3 protein-coding genes and 1 pseudogene are annotated in these 3728 nt (G+C 72.4%); all 4 read left to right on the top strand.

The annotated features are described in order from the left end of the window. Positions 1–498: pseudogene (locus RT309_RS14185) on the top strand (hypothetical protein); the annotation flags it as partial. Beyond that, a complete protein-coding gene (locus tag RT309_RS14190; RefSeq protein ID WP_313358078.1) occupies positions 495–1304 on the top strand; it encodes a protein phosphatase 2C domain-containing protein in 810 nt (269 codons plus the stop codon). The pseudogene RT309_RS14185 and the gene RT309_RS14190, both read left to right, overlap by 4 nt. Then, positions 1301–2641, top strand: a complete 1341-nt coding sequence (locus tag RT309_RS14195; protein ID WP_313358080.1) for an FHA domain-containing protein — start codon at positions 1301–1303, stop codon at positions 2639–2641. Before RT309_RS14190 ends, RT309_RS14195 begins: the two co-directional genes overlap by 4 nt. Next, positions 2638–3728, top strand: a 1091-nt coding sequence (locus tag RT309_RS14200; RefSeq protein WP_313358082.1) for a serine/threonine-protein kinase, incomplete at its 3' end; no start/stop codon positions are given. The genes RT309_RS14195 and RT309_RS14200, both read left to right, overlap by 4 nt.

The following is a 3728-nucleotide window of genomic DNA, read 5'->3' on the forward strand; positions in this document are numbered from 1 at the left end:
GCGCCGGTCGCGCCGCTGGCCCCGGTCGTGCAGTCTGCTCCGGCCACTCCGGTGGCGCCGGCTGCTCCGATGGCTCCGGCTGCCCCGGTGGCGCCGGCTGCTCCGGTGGCTCCGGCGGCGCCGGCGTCCGCACAGGCGGACGACGACGTGGAGTCGACGCGGATCAGCATCCCCGGCCACCGCCTCGTGTTCACTTGGGACGACGGGCAGCGCGTGACGGTATCGGGTCGCACCGTGTTCGGGCGCAACCCCGAGCAGGAGCCGGGGGCGGTGGTCGTCGCCGTGCGCGACGAGACCCTGTCGCTGTCGAAGACCCACTTCGAGGCGGCATCCGCGCCGTCCGGCGGCTGGATCATGGACCGGCAGTCGACCAACGGCACCGTGGTCGTGCGCGAGGGCGTGCGCATCGCATGCCCGCCCGGGCAGCGCGTGCCGGTGCGGCTGGGAGATGCCGTCGAGATCGGCGACCGGATCCTCACGATCGGCGGCTTCGCATGACCGCCCCGGTGCTCGTCACCTCCGGCGCGGCGACCCACACCGGCCGGCGCCGCGTGCTCAACGAGGATGCTCAGCTGGCATCCGCCCCCGTCTTCATCGTCGCCGACGGGATGGGCGGTCACGAGGCGGGGGAGCGCGCGAGCGCGGCCGTCGTCGACGAGTTCGCGACCCTGGTCGGCCGGGAGTCGCTCAGCCTCGACGACGTCCGCCAGACGCTGGCCAGGGCCCGCCAGGTGGTCGAGCATCTCGCGACGACCGGCGAATCGCGTGCGGGCACGACCCTCAGCGGTGTCGTCATCTCGTCGGTGGACGGCCTGGGCTACTGGCTCGCCGTCAACATCGGGGACTCGCGCACGTACCGGTTCTCGGACGGCGAGATGGAGCGCATCACCGTCGACCACTCGGTCATCCAGGAGCTTCTCGATTCGGGGGAGCTGAGTCCGGACGACGCACCGCACGACGCCAGGCGCAACATCATCACGCGGGCGATCGGCGCCGGCAGCACCGGCGACGCCGACTTCTGGCTGTTCCCCGCCGAGCGCGGCGACCGGATGCTGGTCTGCTCCGACGGCCTGACATCCGAGATCGGCGAAGCGCGCATCTGCGAGGTGCTGCGAGGCGAGCCCGACCCGCAGCGCGCGGCCGCGCAGCTCACTGCCGAGGCCGTGCAGGCCGGCGGTCGCGACAACGTCACCGTCGTCGTCGTCGACGCGATCTCGGTCGCCTCACGGCCGGGAACGACCGTGCTCTCGGACGTCGACGACGACACCCGGCCGCGGAAATCATTGAATGGAGGGGCTCGATGAACCAGTTCGCGTACCGACCCGGCAGCTGGCAGGTGATCGCAGAGCAGCACGGGATGATCGCCGTTCCGGGCGACACCCCGGCCGAGAGGATCGCCGTCCTGACCGCGATGATGCGCGATGGCGCACCGCAGCTGACCGAGGTCATCGACGTCCTGACGGGCGGAACCATATCGACGCTCGGCTCGTTCGCCGTCGCTCTGCTCGGCGAGGGCTTCGCCCGTGTCGCCGTGCGCGGCGACATCATCGTGGCCGTGAGCGGCACGGACGGCGACGAGGTCGTCTCGGGAGCCGGGATCAGCACCTGGACCGAGCGGTACATCACTCAACCTCGCTCGTTCGCCGTGTCGCTCGAGGAGGCGCGGTCGACACCGTCGCTCATCGTGCGGTCGGGCACGGTGCTGGCGTCGTCGGTCGTGTTCCCCGTCGCCGAGGGGCTGCCCGCGGCGGACGAGGACGCCGCCGTGGCCCCCGAACAACCGGTGCAGGCCGAGCCCGAAGGTGAGGATGGCGGCGTGCTCGCCGCGGAAGCGCCGGCTCCGGAGGCATCCGCCGGCGAGACGCAGGCTGACGAGCCGCAGGCTGACGATGCGCCCGCCGACGAGATGCCCGCGGACGAGGCGGCAGCCGAGACAGGAGAGGAGAGCGCGGCGGACGCCGGACTCGCCGAGACCGAGGCGATGCCGATCGCGGCCGCGAACGACGCGTCGGGCGCCGATGCCGGGTTCCCCACGCTGATCCCCACCGAGTACACCTTCGCGCCCGCCCCGACCCCGATGCCGGACGACGACGCGCTCGACGCCACCGTCCACTCCGCGCCGAGGGGCCCCGCCGCACCCCCTGCCGCGCCCGAGGGCGACCACGACGGCTCGACGATCTCTCTCGCCGAGCTGCGACGCATGCGCGAAGAGGCCGGCGAGACGCCCCCGCAGGCGACCGCGACCGCCGGGCCGGACACCCCGACGGAGATTCTGCCGGTCGTCGAGAACACCACCGCCGCGCACGGATCCGCCCGCCTGTCGACCGGTCAGGTCGTCACGCTCGATCGCATCGTGATCATCGGCCGTCGCCCGCGCGCCACACGCGCGAGCGGAGACGACCTGCCGCACCTGGTCGCCGTCGACAGCCCGCAGCAGGACATCTCGCGCAGTCACCTCGAGATCCGTCCCGAGGGTGATTCCGTGGTGGTCATCGATCTGCACACCACGAACGGCTCGACGCTGCTGCGCCCCGGCGCCGACCCGATGCGCCTGCACCCCGGCGAGCACACGCTCGTGCTCAGCGGCGACGTCGTCGACCTCGGCGACGGGGTCACCGTCACGTTCGAGGGACTCACATGAATCGCACGCCGTCACCTCCGCCGCAGCTGCCCGGCTTCACATTCCTGCAGCCGCTCGGAGCAGGCGGGTTCGCCGACGTGTTCCTGTACGAACAGGAGATGCCGCGCCGCAAGGTGGCGGTCAAGGTGCTTCTCGCCGACCGCATCACGACGGGGGCAGCGCAGGAGTTCACCGACGAGGCGAACGTGATGGCCATGCTGTCGACCCACCCCGCGATCGTAACGATCTACCAGGCGGGGGTCGCCGGCGACGGCCGGCCGTACCTCGTGATGGAGTACTGCCCGCGACCGAACCTGCAGGCACGCGCGCGACGCGAGCCGTTCTCGGTCGCGGAGGCGCTGCGCGTGGGCATCCAGGTCGCCGGAGCCGTCGAGACCGCGCACCGCGCCGGGGTGCTGCACCGCGACATCAAGCCGGCGAACATCCTCGTCACCGAGTACAACCGACCCGCGCTCACCGACTTCGGGATCGCGTCGACCGCCGGTGCCGTCACCGAGGCGGCCGGCATGTCGATCCCGTGGTCGCCGCCGGAGTCCTTCGCCGAGCCGCCGCGCAGCGGACCGCGCACCGACGTGTACGCCCTCGGTGCCACGGTGTACACGCTGCTCGCCGGCCGCTCGCCCTTCGAGCGTCCGGGGGAGCGCAACACGAGCGCCGACCTGATCGAGCGCATCGAGCGCATGGCCGTTCCCGTGCTGGCGCGTGCCGACTCGCCGGGCAGCCTGCAGGCGGCACTCGCGCGATCGATGGCGAAGAACCCCGACGATCGCTATCCGAGTGCAGTGGCCTTCGCCCGGGCGCTGCAGAAGGTGCAGATCGAACTCGCGCACTCCGTCACCCCGATCGACATCGTCGACGAGCATCCGTCGGCCGACGAGCTGCGCGATGATGACGACGGCCTCACCCGCGTGCGGGAAGTGCAGTCCATCAGCCCCGACACGCCGGCGGCGACCCGCCCGTCGGCGGCTACCGAGCCTCGGCTCGCCGGCGGCGGCATGATCGGGGTGCCGCGATTCGACGCCCCCGCTGCGCAGACCGCTGACGAGCACACCGTGCGGCGCGCGGCCGCGCCGACGACACCCCCCGA

This window comes from Microbacterium sp., from assembly GCF_032084865.1.
Taxonomy (GTDB): Bacteria; Actinomycetota; Actinomycetes; order Actinomycetales; family Microbacteriaceae; genus Microbacterium.